Raw genomic sequence first — 26,523 nt, 5'->3', positions numbered from 1 at the left:
TTGGCGTGCGACCACACACCATACGGCCCGATTCGGACGGCCGCAGCGACTCACTCGAGCCGCGCCACGTCCGCGAGCACTGCACTCGCCGTCGGGTCGCCACCGGCCCCGCGGCCGCGGAGCGCGAACCGTCCCGCGTGAGCGGTGTCCAGCTGGACGATGTTCTCCGTCCCGGAGACGGCCAGCGGGCTGTCGAGCGGGACGAGACGCGGCCCGACGCGGATACCCTCCGGCGTCGCCTCGCCCACGAGCCGAACGGTCCGGTTGTCCTCGCGCGCGAGTTCGAGCGCGCTGGGCGGGATGTCGACGATCCCCTCGACGTCCGCGTCCGCGAGCGTGTACTCGGTCCCGCCGTCGGCGAGCACGTTCGCGAGGATGACGCACTTCAACGCCGCGTCGGTCCCCTCCACGTCGAACGCGGGGTCGGCCTCGGCCACGCCGAGGTCCTGGGCCTCCGCGAGGACGTGCTCGTAACCGAGTCCCTCCGCGGCCATCCTGGTGAGGATGAAGTTCGCCGTCCCGTTGAGGACGCCTCGTGCCGCGGTGACCTGTTTCGGCCCGTAATCGGCGATGGTCCCGAGGACGGGAATCGCACCGCCGACGGTCGCCTCGAACAGTACCCGGCCCGCACTCTCGCGCTCGAGCGCACGGACGTCGCCGTACCGTTCTGCGACCGGCCCCTTGTTCGCGAGCACGACGTGCCGGTCGCGTTCGAGCGCTGCACGGACGTGTGAGAAGCCGGGCTGTGCGTCGCCCAGCGTCGTCGGCGTCGCCTCGACGAGCGCGTCGTACTCCGTCGAGAGCGCCGCGTCGATAGCCTCGTCGCCGACGACGCCCTCCTGATCCTTCCGGTCGAGGACGGCGTCCGTGTCGATTCCGTCGGGGTCGACGACCGCAGACCGCGAGTCCGCGAGTGCAGTGACGGTGTGGCCCCGCTCGCCGGCCAGCCGTGCGACGGACCGGCCCACTGCGCCGGCACCGAGGACTGCCAGCTTCATGCGTCACCCTCCACGAGCGGTTCGACCAGCTGCAGGTCCTTCCGGTCTGCGACCTCGCGGACGACGTCGAGTGCGGACTCCGTCCGCCCCGGTTCGACCGCGAGCTGGACGCGTGCGCTGGAGACGTCGTCGGTCCCCGCGGGTGCGTCGAGCGCGAAGTCCGTCACCGATGCCCCGCTACAGTCCTCGATGACCGACAGCGTATCGGAGAGGTCGGTCTCGACGATGTGGCCGACGAGCAACACGCTCAGTTGCTCCGAGAAACGCTCCTCTCCCGCCTGTATCACGGTTACACCGGCCTCACGGAGTCCCTCGACTACGTCCTCGAACCGGCCGGGGACGCACTCCATGTCGACCTCGACCGGGATGTTCCCCCGCGGTGTCAGGTTGCCGCGCTCGTGGAAGATAGACAGTAGGTTCCCCCCGTTGTCGGCGATTGGACGGAGCGCGCGCAACAGCTCGCCCGGTTCGTCGACGAGCTCCAGCCGGACGGTATACGCCCGTCGCGACTCGGAGACATCAGCGGCCATCATCATCACCCGTAGAGAAGACGGCGCGTCGTCTGTTCATACGTAGTTCTGACCCGAGCGAGCGACATAAGCCTTCAGCCACTCGCAAATCTATCCACACGTCCGCCGGCGGACGTGTCACCGTCGCCCCGCGACGAGCTGTCCTGCGACGAGCCGTCCCGGAGGCTTGATACCGACACGGCCGAAGCCACGGGTATGTCCGTCGCACGGCAGCTGGTCGACGTCGTCGTCGCAGGCGTCCTCGGCTTCCTCACAATCCTGGTCGGTAGTTACGTTGCCCCCCAGCTCGCGAGCACGCTGGGCATCATCGTCTCCTGTGGGTTCTACTTCTCGCGCTACCCCTGGGGCTCACAGGAGGGGCAGCGAATCAACGAACGGATCGACGCGGTCTACGACCGATACCTGCCGTTCTGAGGCACCGTCCGAGACAGGACGGCGCCGCCGCTCGGGGCGAGTGAAAACGGGAGAGAAACGCAGAGTAGTTAGAAGTAGTCGACGCCTTCCGGGAGCTCGAGCTTCATGCCCTTGCGCTCGCGGATCTCCATGGCCTTCTCGCTCTGGAGCGAGTCGGACATGAACTCGAAGCCGGCGTTCTCGGTGTTCCACGACGCGCGACCCTCGGTTGCGGAGCGGATGTCCGAGGAGAAGCCGATCATCTCGTCGACGGGTGCGATACCCTCGACGACCATGAGGTCACCCTCCTGGTACATGTCGTCGACGCGGCCACGGCGGCCCTGGATCTCGCCGGACGCAGCACCCATGTGCTCGTTCGGCACGTCGATACGGACGTTCTGCATCGGCTCCATCAGCGCGACACCCGAGTGGATGAGTGCGCGGTGGACGGCCTCCCGGACTGCGGGGATGACCTGTGCCGGACCACGGTGGATGGTGTCCTCGTGGAGACGGGCGTCCTTCAGGCGGAGGAGCGCACCCTGGACGGGCTCGGCGGCGAGCGGACCGTCCTCGAGGGCCTCCTCGAGACCTTCGATGACGAGCTCCATCGTCTCGTTGAGGTGCTGGATACCCTTCGTGTCGTCGATGAGGACGTTCGTCCCGAAGATGTGCTCGACGTTCTGGGACGTGTCCTTGTCCATACCGGCTTCCTGGAGGACCTCACGGCGCTCCAGCTCGGGCATGTCCATCGAGACCTCGCCGAGACGGATCTTCTCGACGACGTCCTCGCTGAGCGGCTCGAGGGTCATGTAGAAACGGTTGTGGCGGTTCGGGGAGATGCCCTCGACCTCGCCGGTCTCCGCGCGCGGCGCCTCGCGGTAGACGACGATCGGCTCACCGGTGATGACCGGGATGCCCTGGTTGCGCTCGATGCGCTGGGTGATGACCTCGAGGTGGAGCTCGCCCTGTCCGGAGATGAGGTGCTCGCCCGTGTCCTCGTTGATCGTGATCTGGATGGTCGGGTCCTCCTTGGAGACCTGACGGAGCGTCTCGATGAGCTTCGGCAGGTCGTCCATGTTCTTCGCCTCGACGGACTTCGTGATGACGGGCTCCGAGATGTGTTCGATGGACTCGAACGGCGTCATCTCGACGGAGGAGACCGTGGAGCCGGCGATGGCGTCGCGCAGACCGGTGACGGCTGCGATGTTCCCTGCCGGGACGCGGTCGACCTCCTCACGCTCGCCACCCATGTAGAGGCCGACGGACTGGAGGCGGTTCGTGCCCGCAGTACCGGAGACGTACAGGTCCTGGCCCTTCTCCATCGTCCCGGAGAAGACACGACCCGTCGCGATCTCGCCAGCGTGGGGGTCCATGTGGATGTCCGTACACATGAAGACGACCTCGCCGTCGTCGTCGACGAGACGCATCTGCTCTGCGAGGTCGCTGTCGTCGTCACCGCGCCAGATGCGCGGGATACGACGGGGCTGAGCCTCGATGGGGTTCGGGAAGTGGTCGACGACCATGTCGAGCACGACGTTCGACAGCGGCGTCTTCTCGTGGAGCTCCTTGCGCTTGCCTGCGCGCTCCAGGTCGATGATGTCGCCGAAGTCGAGGCCGGTGCGCTGCATGGAGTTGACCGAGACGCCCCACATGTAAAGGGCGGACCCGAACGCGACGGTACCGTCCTGGACGGAGACGGTCCAGTCGTCGACGTCGTCCATGTCTTCGGTCATGCCAGCGATGAGCTCGTTGACGTTGCCGATGACCTTCTGGAGACGCTGCTGCATCTCCTCGGGGCCTTCCTGCAGCTCCGAGATGAGGCGGTCGACCTTGTTGATGAACAGGGCCGGCTTCACGCCCTCACGCAGTGCCTGACGGACGACGGTCTCCGTCTGCGGCATCGCGCCCTCGACTGCGTCCACGACGACGAGTGCGCCGTCGACTGCACGCATCGCACGCGTCACGTCGCCACCGAAGTCGACGTGGCCCGGCGTGTCGATGAGGTTGATGAGGTGATTACTTCCGTCCACCTCGTGGGTCATCGACACGTTCGCCGCGTCGATGGTGATCCCACGCTCCTGCTCGTCCTCTTCCGTGTCCATCATGAGCTTGGTCGCCTCACCCTCGTCGGCGATCATGCCCGTCCCGGCGAGCAGGTTGTCTGTGAGTGTGGTCTTGCCGTGGTCGACGTGCGCGGCGATGGCGATGTTCCGGATCTGCTCCGGCTTGTCCATCAGCCGTTCGCACTGTTCGACGATCTTCTTTCGTCTACCCATTGGTGTTGCGTACCGACGAAGCCGGTAAAAGTATGCTGTTTTCGATTCACCGTGACACCGTGAGACGGCCGTTTTCAGCCACCTGGGAACGGCTCGGTAAGTCAACGATGCACACAGTATCGGCAACGGTTCACCGGGCCGCAACCCTCATACCGTCAGGAACCTTGGTAATTAGTAGCATGGAGGTTCGCGTACAGGGTTCCGGGCCCACGGCTCCATTCTTGAGCGCCCGAGACCTCTTCGAGACCGAAGCCGACGTCGAGTTACCCATCCACGTCCACGTCAGAGACGACCCCGACGAACGGACCTGGACAGGCCACTACGACGACCATCACGTCCTCAACATCTCGCGTCGGGCGGCGACGAGCGTGATGGCGCGCGAACTCACCATCCACGAGTTCGCCCACATGGTACGCTATGAGCAGAAACATCCATCACACGTCCAGTCCACAGAGGAGGCCCTGTTCCTCGGGCTCGCGGGCAACAGCGTCGAGCGACGCAAGCTCTCGCACTGCTATCAGATCGCGAACCACATGAAGGACATCTACGCCGACGACATCACGATGAAGGTTTCACCGCCCGAGAAGCTCGTCTCCTTCCTCGAGTCGAGCCTGGCCGCCGCACTCGCCGACCAGCCGCGGCCACCGCGTGCCGGACTCATGCCCATCACGCCGGGAGCGGACCCCGACATCACCGCGGTCAACGCCGCCTTCGCACTCGCACTCGTCGAGCGCCACGACCTCGTAGACGCCGAACACCCGCTGTACGAGCTCGCACACGTCGCCGCGGGTGACGCGCCGGACGTCGACCTCTACCGGTTCAAACGCCGGTTCGCGACCCTGGTCGACGACCCCACCAGGAGCGAGTACCGGAAGGCGCTGGTCGACGTGACGAGGGAGTACGCCCTCGGTGGACAGCAGGCCGCCGACTAGGACGCTGCGGAGGCCACGTATCGGTAAAACCCGCGTTTCATCTATCAGAGAGGAGATAGTCTCCGGCGACCTCTCTCTATTCATGCACAACTGGACCCGTCGAGAGGTGCTCGCGCTCGCGAGCGCGCTCTCCCTACCCGCGGTCGCCGGCTGCCTGGGCGGCCTCCGAACCGCCCCCGGCGCGACACCTGGCCTGCTCGTCTCCAACCTGCCTCGCGAGACGAACCCCGACGTGAGCGCCGGCGCCCTCCGCGAACAGGTCCGGGCGAACACCGACTTCGCGCTCGACCTCCACCGCGCCCGCGTGGCCGCCGAACCAGCTGACAACCTGTTCATCTCGCCGCTCAGCATCTCGCTCGCGATGGCGATGGTCTGGGCCGGCGCGAAGGGCGAGACGGAGGCGCAGATAGCCGAGACGCTCCACTACGCCGGCGAACAGGCCGACCTCCACGCGACGTTCAACGCGCTCGACCTCGCGCTCGAGCCGTCGGCGGATGCCGAGAAGGACGCCTTCCGCCTCGACCTCGTCAACGCCATCTGGGGACAGGAGTCCTATCCCTTCGACGACGCGTTCCTCGACACGCTCGCCGTCAACTACGGGGCCGGCCTGCGGACGCTCGACTTCGTCGCCGACCCGGAAACCTCCCGCGAGACCATCAACGACTGGGTCGCGGACCAGACCGAGGACCGTATCGAGGACCTCATGCCCGAGGGCTCCATCACCGAACTGACCCGGCTCGTCGCCACCAACGCGGTCTACTTCAAGGCCACCTGGGAGCACACCTTCCCGAAAGACGCCACCGCCGACACGACCTTCACGGCCCTCGACGGCGCGGAGACGACCGTCCCGATGATGCGCCACGAGGAGTCGTTCCCGTACGCCGAGGTCGACGGAACCCAGATCCTCGAGCTGCCCTACGTCGGTGACGAGGCCAGCATGGTCGTCGTGCTCCCGCCCGAGGGCGAGTTCACCGACTTCGAGGCCGCACTGGACGCCGACCGCTTCCACGGCCTCGTCGACGCGCTCGAACCCCGCGAGGGGACCGTTCGCCTCCCGAAGTTCACCTTCGGCTCGAAGGTCGGCCTGAACAAGACCCTGAAGGAACTCGGGATGCCCGACGCCTTCGACCACGACCTCGCCGACTTCAGCGGCATGGTCGAACCGGGCACCGAGGAACGACTCGCCATCACGGACGTGGTCCACCAGAGCTTCGTCGCAGTCGACGAGTCCGGGACCGAGGCGACCGCCGCGACCGGGGTCGTCGTCGGCGACGAGTCCGCCCCGATGGACCCCTTCACCTTCGCCGCCAACCGCCCGTTCCTGTTCGCCATCCGCCACCGCGAGACCGGCTCCGTCGTCTTCCTCGGACGGGTCGTGGACGCCGCGGCGGCACAGTAAGAACAGCGACTCACCCGACACCGATTCACCCGACACCGATTCACCCGACACCGATTCACCCGAGCATCGGTGCGACCGTCCGCACCAGCCCGAGGATGCCCAGCACCGTCCCCAACGTCAGCACGAGATAGTCGACTCGCGAGAAGACCATCCGTGGCGGCGTCGGGTTCCACGAGAAACACCGTGCCTGCAGCGCGACGGATAGCCGGTCGGCCCGGGTCAGTGCCCGCGAGAGCCCTACCAGTGCGAGCCGTCGAGCCCGGTCGACGGCCGAGCGCTTCTCACCGCCGCGTGCCCGAATCGCCTGCCGAACCGACAGCAGGTCCTGCCGAAGGAGGGGAACGAACCGCAGGGTCAGCGCCATCCCCACCCCGAGTAGCCGCCCCGCCTTGCCCGGGACGAACCGCTGTATGGCGGCGCGCGTCTCCCTGACCGGCGTCGACCTGACGTAGGCCGCACTCACGAACAGGACGAGGACGACGCGTGAGATAGCCAGCGCCGACTCGACGGCTCGAGACGGGACGAACCACGGTTCGCCAAGCGTCAGCCCCGCGACCAGCGGACTCAAGAGTAAGAACGCGAGGACCACCCGGTAGGCGCGAACCACGGCCAGCGGCGAGAGCCGCGCCGACAGCATCGCGACCGCCGCAACGGCTGCCATCGCCGCCAGCCACGCCGGCGTCGGGTTGGCGAACGCGGCCACCGCGAAGCCCAGCTGGAAGGCGAGCTTGGCGCGGGCGTCGAGTCGGTGGGCGAGCGAGTCGCCCGGGGTGTAGGAGAACATCTGCTCAGGCAGGTGGAACGTCGACCGCGACGCCCTCTAGTTCGTCTCGAACCGTCTCCGGCACCCCGTCGACGACGATTCTCCCGTCGCTCATCGCGACGACGCGGTCCGCCCGGCCGAGCAGGTCACGCAGGTCGTGCGTGACGATGACGACGCTCGTGCCCGCCTCGTGCAGTTCGTCGAGGCGGTCGAGCACGGACCGGCGAGCCCGTCTATCGAGGCCGGCGAACGGTTCGTCCAGCACGAGGTGGCTCGGGTCCATCGCGAGCGCACCCGCGATGGCGACCCGGGACTGTTCACCACCGGAAAGTTCGTCGACCTTCTCGTTTTCGCGGCCCGCTAGCCCGACCGCCGCGAGCGACTCCTCGACCCGCCGGTCTATCTCCTCGCGGGCGAGTCCGAGGTTCTCCGGCCCGAATGCGACGTCCGCCCCGACGGTCGAGGCGACCAGCTGGTCGCGCGGCTGCTGGAAGACCATGCCGATGCTCGTCCGGGCGGCGACCGGGTTCTCTGCCACGGACACCCCGTCGACGGAGACCGACCCCGAATCCGGCTCGAGCAGGCCATTCAGGTGCCGCACGAGCGTCGTCTTCCCGCTCCCGTTCGGCCCGACCAGCAGGACGAACTCCCCGTCTGGGACCGCGAGCGAGACCTCATCCAGCGCCCGGTGGTCGCCGAAGCGGTGAACCAGCTCCTCGACCTGTATCATTCCGCGAGCGCGTCGAGGTCGCCCGCCCGAACCAGTGCGACGACCGCGGCGAGTTCTATGAGGTCACCGGGGAGGTACGGAAGCATCACGGTGAACGCCCTGGTCAGCGACCAGCCGAGCACTTCGGCCATCCACGGCGTGCCGACGACGTAGATGACGACGATACCCAGGACGATGGCACCGACCTGCGTGGCGGTCGAGACCGTGTCGAGCGACCGCGTCTCGGGTCCACGGTGGACGATCGCCCCGATGAGGACCGCGGCGACCAGGTAGCCGAACAGGAAGCCGCCGGTGTAGCCGAACAGGGCCCCGAGACCGGCGCCACCGTTCGCGAATACGGGGGCACCCGCCGCGCCCGTCACCAGGTACAGTCCCATCGAGACGCCGGCCCAACGGGCGCCGAGGAGGAGCCCCGCGAGGAATACCGCCGTCGTCTGCAGCGTGACGGGCGGCATCCCGGGCATCGGAATCGACACCTGTGCCAACGCCGCCGTCAGCGCGGCGAACATCGCCGACGCCGCGATCATCTTGGTCGTCTCACCGCCGACGAGGTCGACGTCGCTGTACTCTCCCGCGTGTCCATCTCGTTCGCTCATGTGTCACACCGCGTTCGTCAACCACATATATTGCTGTGGTTTACGAGCGTGGCGCAGTCGTGGGCCGCCCCTCTCACGGACCGAGACGAGGGAGAGTGGAGTAGTTTCGGCTCGCGCATCGCGTGAAGAACGGCTTCGGCCCACGACTCCTGTGCAGGACAGCGCCGCCGCTCACGGTCGGTGAGAAGACGAGAGAAGAATCCGCAGACGTTAGCGTGCCGCAGCAGCGACGCGCTCTTTCTCTTCCTTCTGGCTGATGGCGTGCGTCTGAACGTCGTAGTTGGCGGCGCCGATGATCTGCTGGGCGAGGCCCTCGGCGGCCGGCGTGGACGTCTTGTAGGAGGCCTTCAGCGCACCCTGTGCGATGAACTTGAGCGCCTCGTCGACGCGGCGCTGCGGGGCGACGTCGACCGCCTTCGGGACGGAGATGCCACCGTACTTCAGGCGGACGGTCTCCTCGCGCGGGGCCGAGTTCTCGACCGCGCGGATGAGGACCTGAATCGGGTTCTCCTCGGTGCGGTCCTCGATGATGTGGAAGGCGTCACGGACGATGTTGAGCGTCTTCTGCTTCTTGCCCGTGTTGTCCTCGGTCTGCATCAGACGGTTGATGAGCCGCTCGACGATGGAGATCTCGGACTTCTTGAACTGCTTCGACGCGTGGCGACCCATCGTGTGCGCGATGGGCGTCACGGTGATGTAGCGCTCGGTGGAGGGGTCACGGTACTCCATCTCCGTGATGTCCCAGGTACCGAACAGCTGTGCGCGCGCGCCCTCGTCGTCGGTGCCGGCGGGCTTCTCCGGCTCGGGGGAGTCTTCTGCTGCCATGATTAGCGCACCGGTTTCTCTGCGTTACCGCGGACCAGTTCGATCATCGAGACGCCGTTGACCTTCTCGACCTTGTAGTTCACGCCGGAAAGGTCACCCATCGCGCGACCCTTCGCACCACCGATACCGGCGATGGTGACCTCGTCGTGCTCGTCGATGAAGGAGATCGCACCGTCACCGGGGCAGAACGCGGTGACCTGCTTGCCGTTCTTGATGAGCTGAACGCGGACACACTTCCGGATTGCCGAGTTCGGCTGCTTCGCTTCGATACCGACCTTCTCGAGGACGATGCCGCGGCCCTGCGGCGCACCCTCGAGGGGGTCGGACTTCTTTCGAAGCCCGCGCTCGCGTCGGGCGTACTTCGAGTCGGACCACCGCTGGTTCTGGCGGTCCTTCTTGAGTTTGCGTGCGGCGTATTTGCCGTTTGCCATAGTACCAGACGCTATCTTACGGAGGCACTTAAGCCTCCCTCTTTCCGTCGGGAGTTACGCCTCCTGCGGGCGCGAGAGGGGGTAAAGAAGGAATCTGAGGCCGTTTCGGAGATCCAGAATCACGGGTTCTCCGTGGAGCTTATCGGCTACAGTGCCCGCAGGACCGCTCGTTTCGAGCCAGCGGGTGACGGTCTCGACGCCCGTTCTCAGGCAGTTAGCCCCTCCTACAGGCAACTCACCGTTCCGGAAGCGGGAGAGAAAAGCGCGAGTATCGAACCGCTCAGGTCAGCTGGATGTCGTCGACGTCGAAGTGCCGCGCCGCGAGCCGACGAGCCGTCTCGATGTTGCGGCCGTCGGTCCCGATGGCGACGCCCGTGTCCTCCTCCGCGACCTCGGCGTAGGCGACCGTGTCGCCGTTCTCGCTGATCGTGACGTTGAACACCGCCGCCGGGGCGAGCGCGTTGGCGACGAAGTCCTCGGCCGTCGCCGCGTCCTCGACAAGCTTCGCCTCGCGGCCGAGCTGTTTCTCGAACTCCCGGACGTGCTGTCCGCCCGGTCCGATGGCCTCGCCCATGTCGCCGGTCGCGACCAGCACGACCACCCGGTCGTCCTCGACCAGACAGTCGCGGCCGGCCGCCCCGGTGACGTCCTCGAACAGCGCGAGGATGCGCCGCGCCTCGTCGGACAGCGTGATGACCATCAGTCGGCCTGTTCGGACTGCCGGTTGACCGAGCCCATCTTCAGGTTCACGTCACCGGTGCCCAGCTTGATGGGCTTGCCGACGATGACGTTCTCCGTGACGCCGTTGAGGTCGTCGACCTCGCCGTGGATGGCCGCGTCGAGCAGGTGGTTGACCGTGACCTCGAACGCCGCACGGGCGAGGACGGACTCTTTCGAGCCGGAGATACCGTGGCGACCGATGGACTCGATCTCACCGCGGTTCGTCATGATGTCCGCGACCAGCATCAGGTGGCGGATGTTGACGTCCTCGAGACCCTGCTCCGCCAGCGTGTTCTTCGTCTCCTCGATGATGGCCTCGCGGGCCGCCTCGATGCCGAGTTCCTTGTGGATCTCGTGGATGTTGTTACACGTCGAGCGGGAGGCGTCGACGCCCTCGATGGTGAGCACGTCGCCGAAGGCCGAACCCTCGGTGTAGAGGACGAACTCCTCGCCGTCGTCGAGCTCCTCCTTCCGGATGACGACGCGGGAGACCTCCTCTATGCCCTTGAACGTGATGTCACGAAGCTCCTCGACGAGCTGGAGCAGGTCGCGGTAGGACGGCTCCTCGGGCCCGAACTGGATGTCGGTTCCCTGCTGGACCGTCTTCACACCGAGGGAGTCCTCGATGATCTCGGCGACCTCGCCGGCGATCTCGTCCGTGCTGTCGACGGTCGGCCAGCGCTCCTGGAGCGTGTCCGGGTTGAGCGAGACCTGCACGCGCATGTCGGCGACGTTCGTCGAGATGTCACCGAGTGCGAGTATCTTCGTCGCCTCGATCTGCCAGACGACCTCGTGGGCCTTCTCGCGGTTGGTCGCGTACTCGTCCTCGAGGTGGACGGTCATCATCGGCGTGTCGGGCGTCTTCCGGGCGTCCACGAGCTCGATGAGCCGTGGCAGGCCCTGCGTGACGTCGATCTCTGCGACACCCGCGTAGTGGAACGTGTTCATCGTGAGCTGCGTCCCCGGTTCCCCGATGGACTGTGCGCTCACCGTTCCGACGGGGTCGAGCGGGTCGACCCGGGTCTCGAGATAGCGGTGCTCGACCGCCTGTGCGATGTCGTCGGCCTGCTGAAGCGACGCGTCTCGCTCGACGACCGCCTTGTACACCTCGTCCTTCAGTCGTCGCGGGAGGTCCGTGTCCTCGACGACCGCCTGTACGTCTTCGCTAACGTCGAACTCTATCTCAGTCATCGGATTCCACCCCCGAGAGGAGGTCAGGGTTGCGACGCGCGTCCGCGTGCTCGGACAGGTTCGTCGGGCGAGCCTTCTCGCCGAGGAACTCGGCACGGTCGTCGTCGGTCTCGAACTCCGCTTCGATCACGCGGTCGGCGATCTGGCCCACGTCGATGCCGTGGTCGTCGTCGTACGCAACCTTGGTCGGCGAGGTGCCGTCCTCACCGAACTCGAACTGGACGATGGTGTCGCTGGTGTCGCGCACCGTCCCGTCGTACTGGGTCTCCAGCTCGGAGAGCGCGTTGATGAGACGACGCTGCAGGTATCCGGACTTGGAGGTACGGACTGCCGTGTCGACCAGCCCCTCGCGGCCACCCATCGCGTGGAAGAAGAACTCCCGCGGGGTGAGGCCGCCGGTGTAGGAGTGCTCGACGAAGCCGTGTGCCTCCGCGGAGAGGTCGTTCTTCTGGTAGTGGCTCAGCGTCCGGTCCTCGTAGCCGCGGTTGATGCGCTCGCCCCGAACTGCCTGCTGTCCCACACAGCCGGCCATCTGGGTCAGGTTGAGCATCGACCCACGCGCACCGGAGTTGGCCATGACGACCGCCGGGTTGTCCTCCTCGAAGTGCTCCTCGGCGATGTCACCGGCGTTGTCACGCGCCTTGCCGAGCGTCTGCATCACCTTCATCTCGAGCGTCTCGTCGACCGTCCGGCCCGGGAGCGATTCGAGCTCGCCGGCGTCGTAGGTCTGGATGAGCTCTTCGACGCGGTCGTACGCGTCCGCGATGGACTCGTCGATGCGCTCCTGTGCCTCCACCGGGATGGTCTCGTCGTCGATACCGATGGAGAACCCGAAGTGCATGATGGAACGCATCGCGAGCGCGCCGACCTCGTTGATGAAGATTCGGGCGCGCGTCATGCCGTAGACCTTCGCGATGGTGTCGACGACCTCGCCACCGAAGGCACCGACGCCGTCCTCGTCGATGGTCCCCTCGACCATCTGGCCGTCCTCGATGACGACCGTGTCGCCTGTGTTCGACGTGAACTCCATGTTCAGGTCGTCGGGCAGCAGTTCGGAGAACAGCTGGCGGCCCGTCCAGTACGGGCGGCCCGCGTCGTCCTCGCCCATCGCCTCGGGCAGCTCGTCGATACGGGTCGCACGCAGCAGGTCGAGCGCCTGCGTCTCGTTGAACTGCGGGTTCTCGTGGGTGAGCAGGTAGGTGCCGGAGATGTGGTCCTGGATGGCACCGATGATGTTCTGCCCGAAGCGCGGACTGAGAATCTGCTCCTGCACGCGCATGAGGACGCGCGCTTCCGCACGAGCCTCCTCGTTCTGGAGCGCGTGCATGTTCATCTCGTCACCGTCGAAGTCGGCGTTGTACGGCGGGCAAACGACGGTGTTCAGACGGAACGTCTTGTACGGCATCACCACGACCTCGTGTGCCATGATGGACATCCGGTGCAGCGAGGGCTGCCGGTTGAAGATGACGATGTCCCCGTCGATGAGGTGTCGGTTGACCTCCCAGCCGGGCTCGATCTTCTCGGACAGTTCCTCGCAGTTCTTCTCGGTCACCTTCAGCCGTCGGTTGTCGGGACGTCGCACGTAGTTCGCGCCGGGGTGGGCCTCGGGGCCGTTCCGGACGTACCGCTGTGCGTCGTCGAGGTTCCGCTCGGTGACGTTCATCGTCTGGGTCATCTCCGTCGCGACCCGGTCCGGAACGCCGACCTCGTTCAGCGAGAGTGTCGGGTCCGGCGAGATGACGGTACGCGCGGAGAAGTTGACGCGCTTCCCGGACAGCGAGCCACGGAAGCGGCCCTCCTTGCCCTTGAGACGCTGCGAGAGCGTCTTCAGCGGGCGGCCGGAGCGGTGTCGCGCCGGCGGCGTGCCCGAGATCTCGTTGTCCATGAACGTGGTGACGTGGTACTGGAGCAGCTCCCACAGGTCCTCGATGATGAGCTGCGGTGCACCCGCCTCGCGGTTCTCCATGAACCGCTGGTTGATGCGGATGATGTCGACCAGCTTGTGTGTCAGGTCGTCCTCGGAGCGCTGGCCGTTGTCCAGCGTGATGGAGGGACGCGCCGTCACCGGCGGGACCGGCAGTACGGTCAGGATCATCCACTCGGGGCGCGATTTTGCGGAGCTGATGCCGAGCACCTCGATGTCCTCGTCCGGGATGTCCTCGAACCAGTCGCGGATGTCCGAGGGCATCAGCTTGTTCATGTCCTCCTCGGTCAGGTCGATGTCGAGCGCCTTCTCCAGTTTCTTGCGGTCGGACTCGCGCGGGCGGAACTCTCCGGAGAGTATCTGGTTGACCCGGGAGAGGTCGATGCCCGTCTCGTTCGCGAGCTCCTCGCGGCCCATCCCCTCGTCGTCCTCGTCGTCGGGGTCGGGCTGCATCGCGGCGGCGATTCGCTGGGAGTACTCCGAGGTCAGCACCTGCTGGACCTCGTAGTACGTCGTCGGCTTCTCGTGCTGGATGTCGAACTGGATCTCGCCGCAGTGCATGCAGCGGTCCTTCTTCCGGGCCTGGCGGATGGCCGCCTTCGTGACGTCGTTGAGGTCACGGCCGAGCTTGCGCGTCTGGTCGAGCTGTGCGAGGAACTCCTCCTTCTCGTCCTCGGTCAGCAGCAGCCGCGAGCACTCGCGACAGGTCCCGCGGAGCAGGCGACGGATGAGCTTCGTGAACCCGACGTGGATGACGGGCGCGGCCAGCTCGATGTGGCCGAAGTGGCCGTTACACGACCCGGAGTGCTTGCCGCACGTCTTGCACTCCAGCCCGGGGTCGATAACGCCCAGGCGCGGGTCCATGAGCCCCATGTCGATGGGGAAGCCGTCGTCGTCGTAGGTGTCCGCCGTGATGATCTTCGTGGCGGACATCTCTCGATACTCCTCCGGGTCCATGAGTCCGAAGTCGATCTCGCCGATCTCCTTCGGTGTCTGTGAGCTTGCCATGTTAGACTGCGTCCTCCAGTTCCAGTCGGGGAGCGATACCGAGCGCCTTCATCTCGTCGAGGAGGAGCTTGAACGCGTAGGACATCTCTATCTCGTGGATGTCCGTCTCCTCGCCACAGTTCGGACAGTAGACACGACGCTGGTCGACGTTCTCGACCGCGCTCATGCCACACTGGCCACAGACGTTGATGAACTCGCGGTCGGACTCGTCGAGCAGACGCTCCTTGAGCGCCATCGCCGCACCGTGTCCGATGAGCACGTCACGCTCCATCTCACCCACACGAAGACCACCCTCGCGGGCACGGCCCTCGGTCGGCTGGCGCGTGAGCACCTGCACCGGCCCGCGAGAACGGGCGTGCAGCTTGTTCGAGACCATGTGGTACAGCTTCTGGTAGAAGATGACCCCGACGAAGATCTCCGCCTCGATCTTCTCGCCGGTGACGCCGGAGTACATCGTCTCCTTACCCGAGGATTTGAAGCCGGCCTCCTGCAGGCCGCCGCGGATCTCCCACTCGTCCTCGCCGGTGAACGGCGTCCCGTCCACACGGCGACCTTCGAGCGCGCCGACCTTGCCGCCCAGCATCTCCAGGACGTGGCCGACCGTCATGCGCGACGGGAGCGCGTGCGGGTTGACGATGAGGTCCGGGACGACGCCTTCCTGCGTGAAGGGCATGTCCTCCTGCGGCGCGATGTGGCCGACGACACCCTTCTGACCGTGTCGCGACGCGAACTTGTCGCCGAGTTCCGGGATACGCTGGTCGCGCACGGACACCTTCGAGAGCTTCGAACCGTCCTCGCCCTCCATCAGCGTGACCGTGTCGACGACGCCGGACTCGCCGGAGCGCATCGTGACCGAGGTCTCGCGGCGCTTCTGCGGCGAGAGGCCACCCATGTCGTCGGGCTCCTCGAGGAAGCGCGGCGGCGACGTCTTGCCGAGCAGCACGTCGTTCTCGCCGACGCGGGTCTCGGGGTTGACGAGGCCGTCCTCGTCCAGGTGCGTGTACGCGTCCTCACCGCGTGCGCCACGGACGTCCTGACTCGGAATCTCGAAGCGGTCCTCCTGGCCACCGGGGTAACGGCGTTCCTCACCCTCGTAGGTGCGGAAGAAGTGCGAGCGGGCGAGTGCCCGGTCGACGGAGCCGCCGTTGAGGACGAGCGCGTCCTCGATGTTGAACCCCTCGTAGGACATGACCGCGACGGTGAAGTTCTGTGCCGCCGGGCGGTCGTCGTAGCCGATCTGCTCCGTGGTCTGGGTCTTGACCATCGACAGCTGCGGGTAGTGCAGGAGGTGCTGACGCGTGTCCGGGCGGATGCGGTAGTTCGCCGCGGGCAGCCCCAGCGACTGCTTGATCATCCCTGCACCCATCGTGATGCGCGGCGACGCGTTGTGCTCCGGGTACGGAATCATCCCTGCACCGATACCGAAGATGAGCTGCGGGTCGACCTCGAGGTGCGTGTGGTCCTCGTTCAGGTCGTCGGTGTCGACGGCGACGTAGATGTCCTCTTCCTCCTCGGCGTCGATGAACTCGACGTAGCCGTGTTCGACGAGGTCGTCGAACTCCAGCTCACCGTTCTGGACCGCCTCGAACTCCTCCTCGGAGATGAGCGGCTCGCCGTCCTCGACGACGAGCAGCGGGCGACGGGCGCGGCCGGCGTCCGCGTTGATGATGACCTCGCGGGTGCGGTCCTTGACGGAGACGTTGACCATCTCGGAGACGTCGCCGAGACGGCGTGCCTCTCGAATCTGTGCTGCTAGCTCGTCCGGGTCGGGGTGTGTGCCGACCAGGCTACCGTTGACGTAGACTTTCGCTTCGCGCTGTTGGCTTGCCATGATTCAGTCGTCTGCGGGCTCCTGTTCAGGTCGTTCGAGTCCGGGGATGCCCTCTACCCCCATCGATGCGAGTTCTCGCTTCAGTCCCGATTCGTCCTCGATGTTCTGGCTCAGTTCCATGGCCTGGGCGAAGTTCTTCACCAGTCCACAGTTCGGTCCCTCCGGCGTCTCGGAGGGACAGATGCGACCCCACTGGGTCGCGTGCAGGTCGCGTGCCTCGAAGTGGGGCTGCGACCGCGAGAGCGGGCTTCGCAGGCGACGAAGGTGCGACAGCACGCCCATGAAGTCGGTTCGGTCGACGAGCTGAGAGACCCCAGAGCGTCCACCGACCCAGTTCCCCGTCGCGATGGGGTGTTCGAGTCGCTCCGTCAGCACGTCGGACCGGACGACGGTGTTCACGGAGAGCTGCCGGTTCCGCATGTTGGCGCGCTCGAGCTGGTACTTCACGTCACGCGCCAGCTTGTTCAGCGCCGTCCGGAACAGGTCCTTCATCAGGTCGCCGGACACCTTCAGCCGCTTGTTGGCGTAGTGGTCCTTGTCGTCGGAGTCGCGCCGTCCGAGCGCGAGTTCGAAACACGCCTCGGCCATCCGGCAGAGGTAGTACGCCTTGTTGATGCGGACGTCCTCCTCCTCGACGCCCTCCTCGTGGAGGTGCGGCAGGAGGTACCGGTCGATGACGTAGTTCGCCCGCTTCAGCTGGTAGTTCTTGCCCTGCCCGCTCGCGACGCGCTTGCCGAGCTTCTCGATTGCTTCCTCCTGGGTCTGGACCTCGGCGGCCTCCAGGTTCTCCAGCATGTACTTGACGACCTCGGGGTCGTCGCTGACGCGGTGGACGATCTCCTCGTCGGATTCGAGGCCGAGCGCCCGCACGAGCGTCACGAAGTTGATGCTGCCCGAGACCGACGGGAACGAGACCTCGAGGAGACCCTCGCGGTTCCGCTCGGTCAGGACGAGCGCGCGGTAGCCACGACGCTGGGAGAAGGTCTTCGCGACCTGGATCTCGTCGCCGTACTTCGTGTCGTACTCGGCGAGGATCTTGTTCGGCGCCAGGTCCTCGCTCGTCATCAGGACGCGCTCGGAACCGTTGACGATGAAGTAGCCACCGGGGTCGGCGGGGTCCTCACCGATCTCGATGAGCTCCTCGTCGGAGAAGCCGGCGATGTTACACTTCTCGGAGCCGACCATGATGGGCATCCGTCCCACCTTCGTCTCGGTCGAGTCGACCACGCGCTGTTCACCCTCCTCGCCTTTCACGATGGACATCTCCATGAAGACGGGCGCGGAGTAGGTGATGTTGCGGAGTCGAGCCTCCTGCGGGTACAACAGTTCCTCGGAGCCGTCGGCCTCGCGTACACGCGGAGTGACGACACGGACGTCGCCGAGTTCGACGTGGACGGGCTCTTCGCCTTCCTTGTCCCCGATGTCAGTTTCGATGGTCGCTTTCTCGTCGACGACTTCCTGCATCCCACGGAGCAGGAAGCTGTTGAACGACCGGAAGTGGTGTTCTGCGAGTCTGTCCTTCGAGAAGTACTCTTTCGAGATTGCGCGTCGTTTTGCTCGTTCCATTGTTCAGTCCACCACGAGTCGGTATACTACCGCTCGGTCTGTCGTTCGCGAGTCGCGGACGACCTTGATCACGTCGCCGGGCTCTGCGTCGTCCGGGAGCGCGGGGTCGTTCCGCTTGAGTTTCGGAAGGTCTGTTCTGTCGATGTCATATTCCTCGAGCACGTCCGTCAGCTCGTCTTCGTCGACGATGGTGTGCTCGGGAACCATTTCGTGTTGGCTTACGTCTACCATGGGTGTGTCTGGCCAGAGGGAGAAACGACTGTCACGAGATACTACAGGCCACTATCGGCGGCACCCATTTAACGTTTGCCAACTCGTCCGAGACTTATCGCTATCGATTCCCGTCGCACGGGAGGCGAACCCGACTCGCAAGAGACTCGGTTCGTGTGATGCGTGTCGTCCCGACTGACGGACTACTGTACTAAAGTGTTTGCGCCAAGGTGGACCCTGGCACACGTCTATCGATTGGAAAGCCTTAAGAGTGCAAGAGCGCAACGAATGAATGCAGGGAGCCCGGGTGGTGTAGTGGCCCATCATACAACCCTGTCACGGTTGTGACGCGGGTTCAAATCCCGCCTCGGGCGCTTCTTCGATTTCAACTCCACGAGCAACGGGCTCGTCTCGTTGCGAGAACGAGACGAATCGAAGAATGACAGTTCTGCGGAATTTGAACACCAGCAGTCGCAGCTGGCGAGCGAAGCGAGCCAGACCGTCTGCACAGGGTTCGAATCCCGCCTCGGGCGCTTTCTGACGAACTCAACCCACGAGCAACCAGCTTCGCTGTGTTGCGAGTACTTCGAGTTCGTGGAACACGCTAACAAGGAATCTGAACCAGCGAGCACGCAGCTCGCGTCAGCGAGACCGTGCGAGTGAGGTTCAAATCCCGCCTCGGGCGCTTTTCCGAATACAACACGAGCGGAGAGACGGAGGATCTTTTCCGACGAACCTTCGCTGCACCGAGCCGAGATGTTATCAGAGAAGCCGCGGCCAGTCGTCACCGTGAACTCGAAGGACATCGGCGACGAGACGGAGTCGAAGATACTCTCTGTTCTCGTCTCGCACGGTTACAGCGTCTCGCTCCCTTTCGGAGACAACGACAGGTACGACCTTATCGTCGACGACGGCCGATTGCTCAGAATCCAGTGCAAGACGGCCTGGGAGAACAAACCACAGACGATCCGCTTCAACACGCACTCACAGACGACACGAGATGGAGAATATCACGAAGAGACGTACCGTACGGCCATCGACGCGTTTCTGGTCCGGTATCCACCGACGGAGCAGCTGTTCTGGGTCGACGTCGACGATGCGACGACACAGAAGATGGAACTGCGCTTCGAGGCGGAGATAGACCATCCGTCGATCAACTGGGCCGCGGATTACGAGTTCACGGGCAAGATTCCACCATTGCATGATAGCGCGGGGCACAGGACGAGCGATTGAAAAGGCATAAAAGTAGCTGGGGTCTACGAATGAATGCAGGGAGCCCGGGTGGTGTAGTGGCCCATCATACAACCCTGTCACGGTTGTGACGCGGGTTCAAATCCCGCCTCGGGCGCTTTCTGACGAACTCAACTCACGAGCAACCAGCTTCGCTGTGTTGCGAGTACTTCGAGTTCGTGGAACACGCTAACAGGGAATCTGAACCAGCGAGCACGCAGCTCGCGTCAGCGAGACCGTGCGAGTGAGGTCCAAATCCCGCCTCGAGCGCTTTTCCGAATACGACACGAAGAGAGGCGAGTGTCTCAGTTCTCGGACACCCCGAGAGCGACTGCGTCGTCGTCCTCCCGATTCGCTGACTCTAATCGTTTAGTACTCTGCGCCCGTACTGGAGCCTATGGCCCAGGATGGGCAGGATCTGTTGGAGGGCGGAGTCAGAGCGACCGACAGCCTGACCGTCATGTTCGTCGACAACGACCCGGATTTCGCCGAGGTCTCGCAGATGATGCTCGAGCGGGAGAATCCGGCGATAGACGTTATCACGGTCCGGGACGGGACGGAGGCGCTGACGTACCTCGACGACGAGGTCGTCCCTGCCGTCGAGTGCATCGTCAGTGACTACGATATGCCGTCGATGGACGGGTTGGAACTGCTCGAAGCCGTCCGGGAGCGGGACGACAGGCTCCCGTTCATCCTGTTCACGGGGAAAGGGTCCGAGGAGATCGCCAGCGAGGCGATCGCGGCGGGCGTCACTCAGTACCTCCAGAAGAAGCCCGGTTCGGACCGTTACACGCTGCTGGCGAACCAGATCGACAACGCGGTGTCGCAGTACCGTACCGAGAGTGCGCTTCGCGACCGCATCCGCCAGCAAGAGGCGGTCGCGGCCATCGGGCAGCAGGCGCTCAACGAGCCGCAACTGGACGTGCTGTTCGAGACGACCGTCCGGCGGGTCGCCGATGCGCTCGGCGTCTCCCACGTGCGCGTTCTGAAGCTCGACGAAGAGACGGACGCGCTGTCGACGGAGGCGGAAGTCGGCTGGTCGACGGACACCGGGCCATCGGCGCAGGCCCGGCACATCGTCGCCGAGCAGACGCCGGTGTTGGTCGTCGACGACGTCGCCGACGAGACGCGGTTCGAACCGGGCGAAGCGATGTCCGAGGCCGGTGCCAGGACGGGTGCCGTCGTCACCATCGGATTGCGCGGGTCGACGTGGGGGGTGCTGGAAGCACACGCGACCAGCCGCCGGACGTTCACGCAGGACGACGTCACCTTCCTGCAGAACGTCGCGACGGTACTCGCGAGCGCCGTCGAACGGTCGGTCATCGAGGTGGAACGTCGCGAGAGCAGCGAGCGATACCGGACGCTCGTCGAGGTCTCACCGAACCCGGTCGTGGTGCATCGCGACGAGGAGCTGGTGTACGCGAACCCGGCGTTCGTCTCCATGCTCGGTGCGGAGAGCGAGGCCGACGTGCTCGGGACGTCGCTGCTGGACATCGTCCCCCAGGACGAGGTCCCAGCCGTGCGGGCCACGCTCGATGACCTGCGCACGGGGGTCGCGGAGCCGACGCGGGTCGAACGACGACTGCTCACCCGGGACGGGACCATCACCTACGTCGAGACGACCTCGCGTACGATCGAGTACGAGGGTGAGCACGCGGTGTTGACCATCGCGACGGACATCACCGAGCGAAAGCGGTACGAACAGACGTTGAACACGCTGCACGAGACCACGCGCGACCTGATGCGTGCGGAGACACAGGTCGAGATCTGCGAGGCTGCTGTCGAGACGGCGGCGGATCTACTCGGGTTGAGTGCGCTCGTCGTCTACCAGTTCGACAACGAGACCGCGACCCTGAAGCCCGCGGCGACCACGCCCAACACGGGTGAGCTACTCGGCTCACCGCCGTCGATCGAACGCGGGACGAGCAACGTCTGGACGGCGTTCAGTGCGGGCGAATCGCAGTACTATCCAGACGAGTCGGGGGATTCGGGCCGGATACACAGCGCGGTTCGAAGCGAGATGATACTGCCCCTCGGGGCGCACGGTGCCATCGTCTCGGCGTCGGGCTCTGTCGACGGCTTCGACGAGTCGACCATCGAACTGCTTCACATCCTCGCGGCGAACACCGAGGCGGCGCTCGACCGGGCCGAGCGTGAGCAGTTGCTCCGCGAGCACGACAAGACGGTGAGTCGCCAGAACGAGGAGCTCCGGAAGCTGAACCACACGAACAAGATGGTCCGGGACGTCAACCGGGCGGTCGCCCAGGCGTCGACGCGACGCGAGATAGAGCAGGCGGTCTGTGACCGGTTAGCCGACGCCGACCCGTACGTGGCGACGTGGATCGGCGAGCTCGACCCGACCGACGAGTCGCTCGAGCCGCTGGTGTGGGCCGACGCAGACGCGAACTACATGGACCGCGTGGGTGACGACCCGGACGACCCGACGCCGGAGGGTATCCTCTGCCGGCGTGCGGCCGAGAACCGGTCGGTGCAGGTGGTCGAGAACGTGCTGAACGACGCCGAGTGGGAGGACCGCCGGACGGAGGCGCTCACCTACGGGTTCCAGACGGTCGTCGCGGTCCCACTGGTCGACAACGAGCGGGTCTACAGCGTGCTGGTGCTCCACGTCACGACCACCGACACGGTGACCGACCGAGAGCTGGCCGTGCTGGAAGAGCTCGGGCAGACCATCGGATACGCCGTCCACGCGGTCGAGCGAACCCGGGCGCTCGTCACGGACAGTCGCATCGAACTCGAGTTCCTCGTCCGGGACGACCGGCTCACGTTCTGCCGCCTCTCGGCGGCGGTCGGAGGCACCATCACACTGGACGGTGCCATCGCGCGGCCCGACGGGCAGCACCTCTGTTTCGTCACCACGACCGGCGTCTGCCCGGACGTGGTCGAAGAGACCGTCGCCGACTGGTCCGCGATTACGTCCGTCAACCGGATCGCCTACGACGAGGACGAACAACGGGCGCTGTTCGAGATGCGCCTGTCCAGTCCCCACCTGTTCGAGCTGCTTCGCGAGTACGACGGAACGCTCAGAGAGCTGACGGCGACGGACGGCGTGACGGAGTTGCTCGTCGAGCTGCCACAGGGCGGCGATACTCGTGGGCTGTGGAACGAACTGCAGGAGGCGTATCCGGACACCGAACTCGGTGCGCGGCGGGAGACGACCCGTACCGCGCGCAAACACCGCGACCTCCGGTCGTGGGTGGAGAGCGCCCTGACGGACCGGCAGTTCGAAGCCCTGCAGGCGGCGTTCTACGCGGGATTCTACGACTGGCCCCGAGACGTGACCGGCGAGAAGCTGGCTGACGCACTCGACGTGACGCCACCGACCTACCACTACCACCTCCGCGCGGCCGAACGGAAGCTCGTCGGATCGGTGTTCGACGAGGACTCTAACTGATTAGAGCCGGCTTCCGTGGAGAACTAACTGGATAGAGTAAATCGTTAATCCAGTCTCTCCCTTACCAGGGAGTGGCGAAAGAACAGCGATGTGCTGTCGCCACCCCCCATACTCCCCCCAACCCCCCTTCTGCGGAACCCGATGGGCCAGTACCGACAGCCTCGGTGCTACCGTAGCGTGAGCTGGAGACAGCGTGAGCAAGCAGCAGTGTGAGTAACAGAGGATGACAGGAGCGACCAGAGAATGATAGGAGCGACCGTGCGGTTCGTTACTTCCTGTCTCCGATCATCACCTGGTTGTACTTCTGTCGGCTGCTGCCGCCGCCACCGAACTTGTCGATGTCGACCCAGTCGTAGGCGAACCGTTCGTCGACGCGGTGGTAGGCCGGAAGGATGACCATGTCCTCCCAGTTGGCCTTCTCCAGTTCGAGGTAGGCGTCGTTGCGTTTCTTCGCGGCAGCGTCCGTCGGTGCCTGATTGTCCTGTATCTTCTGCCAGGCGTCGGCTGCGGCCTGGGTGGACTCGCCCGAGGCGTCGTCCCAGTCGACGTAGAAGCCGTCTGCGCCCCCGGTCGTGTCGGTGATCGTCGGCGGGGCCATCTGGCCCCAGAAGTTGTCCGGTGCCGGCCAGTCCATCACCCAGCCCAGCGAGTAGGCGGCCAGGTTCCCCTTCCGACCACGGCTGAGGAGCGTCGCGAAGGGTGCTTCCTCGAGTTTCATGTCGATGTGGGCGTTGGTGAGCTTGTCACGGAGGATCTTCCCGAGCCCCTGCCACGTGTCGGACTGGTAGGTCGTGAACGTGACCGAGTAGCGGTTGTCCTTCCCGTAGCCGGCGTCCTCCATGACCCTTCGAGCCTCGTCGAGCCGCGTCTCGTTGTAGCCGTACGGATAGTTCTCTGCGGCGTGTTGCTCGTATCGCGATGACCCACCCGGGAAGATTCCGGGCGGCGTGAGGTGGTAGGCCGCCTTCCCGCGGCCCTTGAACACGGCTTCGACCCCCTCCTTCTGGTTCATCGCGTACGCGATGGCCTGTCTGGCGGGCTTCTCGACGTTCTTGGCGTTGAGCCCGATGTAGAACGTGTTGATGGTCGGGACGGCGAGGTAGTCCGCGGTCAGGTCGTTCCGCATCGGCCCGTACGTGCCGACTTGCCGGCCCGAGTCGTCCTCGGAGACGTTCTTCACGAGCGCCGGGTCGTACTTCGACGTCGGCATCGAGATCAGGTCCGAGTTCTTGTTCATCGAGTAATTGTACTGGGCGTCGGGGTCGGTCATTATCTGCCAGTGGACCTTCTTGACGTAGGGCCCCTCGCCGTGATAGTCATCGAAGCGGCTGACCTCTGCCATCGTGTTCGTCTCCCAGGTCCCGAACTCGAACGGGCCGGTGCCGATCGGGTTCTGCGTCGCGAACTCCTCGTGGCTCATCTCGCCGTCGTAGCCCTCGACGTCGCCGAGGATGCCCTCGGGCAGGGCGGCGAACGAGGTGTACGCGAGCATCTCGAGCGTCGAGTGGAACGGTCCATCGAGCTCTATCTCGAGCGTGTGCTCGTCTTTCGCCCGGACCCCGAGCGTCCCCGGCTTGTACACCGTCTTCTCCTCGCCGTCTTCGGTGACCGTCGTCGTCTCGTGGACGACTCCCATCGAGTCGAGGATGAAGTACGCGCGACGGGAGTGTTCGGACGCCGCCAGCCGTTCGAACGAGTAGACGAAGTCCGACGCCGTGAGCGTCTTCCCGTCGTGGAACGGGACGTCCTTCTTGATGGTGAACGTGTAGGTCGTGTAATCGTCGGAGACCTGGTAGTCCGTCGCCAGGAGGGGTTCGGTCTCGATGACCCCGTCGGGGTAGTTCAACAGGGCGTCGAAGACCTGCTGGATGACGGTCCCGGAGGCCGTATCGGTAGCCTTGATCGGGTCCATCGTGCTCATCGTCGCATTGATGAGCTGGAACGTCTTGTCGGTCTTCTTCTTGGGAATCGAGGTCTCGGTGTCGGTCCCGCCGGGTCCGTCGTCGGTCCCCGGAGTCGTACCGGACGTATCGGTCTCGGAGCAGCCCGCGAGCGTGACTGCCGCCGCTGCGCCACCGGTCGCTTTCAGGAAGCTCCGGCGCTGGAGGGTCTTGTCGGTTGCCATGCATGCTACCATTCGACCACTGTTCAAAAAAGAAATACGTAATGACTAGCGCCCGTTTGTCCAATAGTAATCCTTATAACAGTATGTTTACACGCAATAGCGGTTTGGAATCGACTATTCGTCCAGATAACTCTCCGGGGCCCGGACGTGGTCGAACGGAGGGTGTGCCGACAGGAGAGAGGGAAGGTATCTCCCCGAGCGTGGGATGACACGAGGGCGGCACCCCTGCCGACGGTCAAACGTCGGGCCGGCACTGGGTTAATCCCGACGGAGAGTCAAAGACTCACTTGAGATACCTGTCCGTCGATACGTCGCTCGCTCTCGGACTCGAACCACCGTGCGGCGTCTCCCGCGCTCTGACACACACCGCGTGGACCGACTCGGCCGCGTCGTCGACGACGGTCACCTCGCCGGGGCGGAGGGGCATCGTGGAAGACGGTTCCTGTGCTTCCACAGGCACGACTCGTTCCAGGGCGGCACGGTCGGCGCGGTCGGTGAGCCGGTGCGCGACCACGAGGTCGGACTGGGAGACGGCGACGTCCGGGAGGACGTCGGGGCGCTGCGTCGCCGTGACGAGACTCACCCCGGGCTGTCGTCCCCGGGTCAGGAGCGTACGGAGCGCGGGCGCGGCGACACCGTCGAAGAAGACGTGCGCTTCGTCGACGAGGAGCCACGGAAGCCGGGAGACCGGTGGGTCCGAACGAACCCCGTGCCTGCCACGAGTCTGGGCACCGATTCGCGCCTCGTATAGTACTGTCGCCACACCTCGTACGACCGCGTTCATCGCCGGTTCCGGGAGACCCGAGCAGTCGAGAACCGTCACCTCGCCGGTCCCGAGTGTCGCCGCGTCGAGGCCAGCGGGGTCGAACACGTCCCACGACTCGACGAGGGCGAGGTGGTTCCCGACCGCCCGCCGCGCGACGGGGTCACAGTCGAGCTCGGCCACGCGGTCGTACATCATCTCGAGAGATGTTGCTCCGGTCGCCGCGCGCCAGAGCAGGGCACCCGCGCCCGAATCGGGTGCGAGACCGAGCATCGAACACCACGCGTCGGGTGGAATCGACGCCGGTGCGACCCGTGGCTCGTCGATTACGGTCGCCGGGACGGTACCGTTCTCGAGCGTGCCGAACACCCCCATCGGGTCGGCGAGAACCGGGGCCACGCCAGCCGCCCGCGCCAGTCCCTCCGCGAGTACTCCCAGCGTGTACGACTTGCCGTACCCACGCTTGCCGACGACGAGTGCAGCGTGCGGGAACTCGCAGTCCAGTTCGACCCGTGCACCCCGGCTCCCGTCGGGTGCCCGGAACCAGCCAAGGTCGACCGTCTCTCCGTCCGTCTCCGCGTCTCGCCCCAACACTACCATATTCACCGGTGGCCGCGGCTTCACACGTCAATCCTCACCCGACGGTTCAAGTACGAAGACGGGGCCAGAG

The 26,523-nt window shown here is 65.3% G+C and carries 21 protein-coding genes and 2 tRNA genes; 7 read left to right on the top strand and 16 right to left on the bottom strand.

Annotation, left to right across the window (positions count from 1 at the left end; all coding sequences use genetic code 11):
- Positions 1–50: 50 nt before the first annotated feature.
- Positions 51–998 (bottom strand): homoserine dehydrogenase, encoded by a 948-nt coding sequence (locus ACSC1Y_RS10535; RefSeq protein WP_435334799.1) that lies wholly within the window; start codon positions 996–998, stop codon positions 51–53.
- Entirely contained in the window at positions 995–1,528 is a 534-nt protein-coding gene (locus ACSC1Y_RS10530) for an amino acid-binding protein (RefSeq protein WP_435334798.1), read from the bottom strand. Before ACSC1Y_RS10530 ends, ACSC1Y_RS10535 begins: the two co-directional genes overlap by 4 nt.
- 195 nt (positions 1,529–1,723) lie before the next feature.
- Here ACSC1Y_RS10530 and ACSC1Y_RS10525 point away from each other — a divergent pair, with 195 nt between their 5' ends.
- Positions 1,724–1,942, top strand: coding sequence for a hypothetical protein (locus ACSC1Y_RS10525; RefSeq protein WP_435334797.1), 219 nt, complete (start codon positions 1,724–1,726; stop codon positions 1,940–1,942).
- A gap of 68 nt (positions 1,943–2,010) precedes the next feature.
- Here the strand turns inward: ACSC1Y_RS10525 and ACSC1Y_RS10520 are convergent, their stop codons facing one another.
- Positions 2,011–4,197 carry an elongation factor EF-2 gene (locus tag ACSC1Y_RS10520; protein WP_435334796.1) on the bottom strand — a complete coding sequence of 729 codons (2,187 nt, stop codon included), beginning with the start codon at positions 4,195–4,197 and terminating at the stop codon, positions 2,011–2,013.
- Between the two features lie 179 nt (positions 4,198–4,376).
- Here ACSC1Y_RS10520 and ACSC1Y_RS10515 point away from each other — a divergent pair, with 179 nt between their 5' ends.
- Together ACSC1Y_RS10515 and ACSC1Y_RS10510 are read left to right on the top strand one after the other, a co-directional pair.
- Positions 4,377–5,129 (top strand): DUF5781 family protein, encoded by a 753-nt coding sequence (locus tag ACSC1Y_RS10515; protein ID WP_435334795.1) that lies wholly within the window; start codon positions 4,377–4,379, stop codon positions 5,127–5,129.
- Between the two features lie 82 nt (positions 5,130–5,211).
- Complete coding sequence (locus ACSC1Y_RS10510; RefSeq protein WP_435334794.1) at positions 5,212–6,528, top strand: serpin family protein; 1,317 nt, start codon at positions 5,212–5,214, stop codon at positions 6,526–6,528.
- A gap of 55 nt (positions 6,529–6,583) precedes the next feature.
- On the opposite strand, the gene ACSC1Y_RS10505 is transcribed toward ACSC1Y_RS10510, so the two are convergent.
- From ACSC1Y_RS10505 to ACSC1Y_RS10455, 11 genes are all read right to left on the bottom strand, one after another.
- Positions 6,584–7,312, bottom strand: coding sequence for an energy-coupling factor transporter transmembrane component T family protein (locus ACSC1Y_RS10505; protein ID WP_435334793.1), 729 nt, complete (start codon positions 7,310–7,312; stop codon positions 6,584–6,586).
- Positions 7,313–7,316: 4 nt separating this feature from the next.
- The gene (locus ACSC1Y_RS10500) at positions 7,317–8,021 is read right to left on the bottom strand and encodes an energy-coupling factor ABC transporter ATP-binding protein (RefSeq protein WP_435334792.1); all 705 of its coding nucleotides are present in this window, start codon (positions 8,019–8,021) and stop codon (positions 7,317–7,319) included.
- Positions 8,018–8,617 carry a biotin transporter BioY gene (locus ACSC1Y_RS10495; protein WP_435334791.1) on the bottom strand — a complete coding sequence of 200 codons (600 nt, stop codon included), beginning with the start codon at positions 8,615–8,617 and terminating at the stop codon, positions 8,018–8,020. Before ACSC1Y_RS10495 ends, ACSC1Y_RS10500 begins: the two co-directional genes overlap by 4 nt.
- A 210-nt stretch (positions 8,618–8,827) precedes the next feature.
- Positions 8,828–9,442, bottom strand: a complete 615-nt coding sequence (locus ACSC1Y_RS10490) for a 30S ribosomal protein S7 (protein WP_435334790.1) — start codon at positions 9,440–9,442, stop codon at positions 8,828–8,830.
- A 2-nt stretch (positions 9,443–9,444) separates the two neighbouring features.
- A complete protein-coding gene (locus ACSC1Y_RS10485; RefSeq protein WP_435334789.1) occupies positions 9,445–9,873 on the bottom strand; it encodes a 30S ribosomal protein S12 in 429 nt (142 codons plus the stop codon).
- 280 nt (positions 9,874–10,153) lie between these two features.
- Positions 10,154–10,573 carry a NusA-like transcription termination signal-binding factor gene (locus ACSC1Y_RS10480; RefSeq protein WP_435334788.1) on the bottom strand — a complete coding sequence of 140 codons (420 nt, stop codon included), beginning with the start codon at positions 10,571–10,573 and terminating at the stop codon, positions 10,154–10,156.
- Positions 10,573–11,784, bottom strand: coding sequence for a DNA-directed RNA polymerase subunit A'' (gene rpoA2, locus ACSC1Y_RS10475; protein WP_435334787.1), 1,212 nt, complete (start codon positions 11,782–11,784; stop codon positions 10,573–10,575). The genes ACSC1Y_RS10480 and rpoA2 overlap by 1 nt, the downstream gene beginning before the upstream one ends.
- Positions 11,777–14,716: a DNA-directed RNA polymerase subunit A' gene (locus tag ACSC1Y_RS10470; RefSeq protein WP_435334786.1), complete on the bottom strand. Its 2,940-nt coding sequence runs from the start codon at positions 14,714–14,716 to the stop codon at positions 11,777–11,779. Before ACSC1Y_RS10470 ends, rpoA2 begins: the two co-directional genes overlap by 8 nt.
- Position 14,717: 1 nt before the next feature.
- Positions 14,718–16,547, bottom strand: a complete 1,830-nt coding sequence (gene rpoB / locus ACSC1Y_RS10465) for a DNA-directed RNA polymerase subunit B (RefSeq protein ID WP_435334785.1) — start codon at positions 16,545–16,547, stop codon at positions 14,718–14,720.
- A 3-nt stretch (positions 16,548–16,550) separates the two neighbouring features.
- A complete protein-coding gene (locus tag ACSC1Y_RS10460; protein WP_435334784.1) occupies positions 16,551–18,113 on the bottom strand; it encodes a DNA-directed RNA polymerase subunit B'' in 1,563 nt (520 codons plus the stop codon).
- 3 nt (positions 18,114–18,116) lie between these two features.
- The gene (locus ACSC1Y_RS10455) at positions 18,117–18,344 is read right to left on the bottom strand and encodes a DNA-directed RNA polymerase subunit H (protein ID WP_435334783.1); all 228 of its coding nucleotides are present in this window, start codon (positions 18,342–18,344) and stop codon (positions 18,117–18,119) included.
- Between the two features lie 280 nt (positions 18,345–18,624).
- On the opposite strand from ACSC1Y_RS10455, the gene ACSC1Y_RS10450 reads away from it, so the two are divergent.
- The 4 genes from ACSC1Y_RS10450 to ACSC1Y_RS10435 all read left to right on the top strand — a co-directional run bounded on the left by ACSC1Y_RS10450 (position 18,625) and on the right by ACSC1Y_RS10435 (position 22,965).
- A tRNA-Asp gene (locus ACSC1Y_RS10450) sits at positions 18,625–18,697 on the top strand.
- Between the two features lie 382 nt (positions 18,698–19,079).
- On the top strand, positions 19,080–19,556 hold the full coding sequence (locus tag ACSC1Y_RS10445) for a group I intron-associated PD-(D/E)XK endonuclease (RefSeq protein ID WP_435334782.1): 477 nt from the start codon (positions 19,080–19,082) through the stop codon (positions 19,554–19,556).
- Positions 19,557–19,598: 42 nt separating this feature from the next.
- Positions 19,599–19,671, top strand: a tRNA-Asp gene (locus ACSC1Y_RS10440).
- Between the two features lie 279 nt (positions 19,672–19,950).
- Complete coding sequence (locus ACSC1Y_RS10435) at positions 19,951–22,965, top strand: bacterio-opsin activator domain-containing protein (protein ID WP_435334781.1); 3,015 nt, start codon at positions 19,951–19,953, stop codon at positions 22,963–22,965.
- A gap of 268 nt (positions 22,966–23,233) precedes the next feature.
- Here ACSC1Y_RS10435 and ACSC1Y_RS10430 read toward each other — a convergent pair whose 3' ends face one another.
- Both ACSC1Y_RS10430 and ACSC1Y_RS10425 read right to left on the bottom strand, forming a co-directional pair.
- Entirely contained in the window at positions 23,234–25,090 is a 1,857-nt protein-coding gene (locus ACSC1Y_RS10430; protein ID WP_435334780.1) for an ABC transporter substrate-binding protein, read from the bottom strand.
- Between the two features lie 283 nt (positions 25,091–25,373).
- Positions 25,374–26,453, bottom strand: a complete 1,080-nt coding sequence (locus ACSC1Y_RS10425) for an ATP-binding protein (RefSeq protein WP_435334779.1) — start codon at positions 26,451–26,453, stop codon at positions 25,374–25,376.
- Positions 26,454–26,523 lie beyond the last annotated feature (70 nt).

Source organism: Haloarchaeobius lipolyticus, assembly GCF_051208015.1.
Lineage (GTDB): Archaea > Halobacteriota > Halobacteria > Halobacteriales > Natrialbaceae > Haloarchaeobius.
The sequence above is the reverse complement of the archived record's forward strand: the minus strand, read 5'-3'. Positions and strand labels throughout refer to the sequence as shown.